At 73.6% G+C, this 828-nt stretch carries 2 protein-coding genes; one reads left to right on the top strand and one right to left on the bottom strand.

What is annotated here, in order from left to right; translation table 11 throughout:
- On the top strand, positions 1-243 hold a 243-nt coding region (locus ACFWI9_RS31295; RefSeq protein WP_387167776.1), incomplete at its 5' end, for an Lrp/AsnC ligand binding domain-containing protein.
- Between the two features lie 20 nt (positions 244-263).
- Here ACFWI9_RS31295 and ACFWI9_RS31300 read toward each other — a convergent pair.
- A partial coding sequence (locus ACFWI9_RS31300) for a hypothetical protein (RefSeq protein ID WP_387167779.1) occupies positions 264-828 on the bottom strand: 565 nt, incomplete at its 5' end.

The following is an 828-nucleotide window of genomic DNA, read 5'->3' on the forward strand; positions in this document are numbered from 1 at the left end:
GTGCGGGTCTCGGTGGGGGGGGGGGGCTCGGGGGTGTCTCGGCGGGGGTTTTATCTGGTCTGGGCGCCCGCCCCCCGCGCCCGGGGGGGGGCGGACGCGATCGTCCAGGTCTTCGCCTCCGACATGCGCCACTTCGAGCGCGTGCTGGAGCGGATCGCGGGCGAGCCGTTCGTGGAGCGGACCAAGTCCGTGCTGGTCCTGTCCCCGCTGCTCAGGCGGTTCTCCTCCGGCTCGCCCGGCTGAGCCTCGGCCTGCGCTGAGGCTCAGTTCTGCGGGTACCCCAGCTCCCAGGGGACGACCTTGAAGTCCCCGCTGCCCTTCTCGACGGTCTCGAACGGCGCCGCGCCGAGGCACTTGGGCACGTCCGCCACCTCGTTCTCCCCGATCCAGGTGTAGCCCAGACGGTCGTGCCTCCCCTGGTCGTGAACGGTGACACCGACCCGCTTCCCCTTGAACGGGGTGTCGGACTCGGTGACCACTCCGGTGACGACCGCCACCTTGCCCCCGGTCATCAGGCAGTCGACCTTCGCCCTCGCCCAGCCGCCCGCGCCGTTCGCGGCGTAGTGGCTGAAGCGGAAGCTGCCGTGGGCCCTGTGCGGGTTCATGTTGTCCTTCGCCGCGAGATGCGCGTCGAAGGAGAAGACGATGTCGTCCCCGGCCGGGCGGTACAGCTTCGCCGTGCCGGTCAGCGCGGCCGCCTCGCGCGGGCGGACCGCCGCCGCCGCGCAGACCCGCGCACCCGCGGCGGCCCCCCAGCCCCCCCCCCGGACACGGGGGGCCGGGCGCCCCCCCGCCTTGGGTGAGGGGGGCGCACAACGATGCTGTTGC

The sequence above is a fragment of the Streptomyces sp. NPDC127084 genome (assembly GCF_042724175.1).
GTDB lineage: Bacteria > Actinomycetota > Actinomycetes > Streptomycetales > Streptomycetaceae > Streptomyces.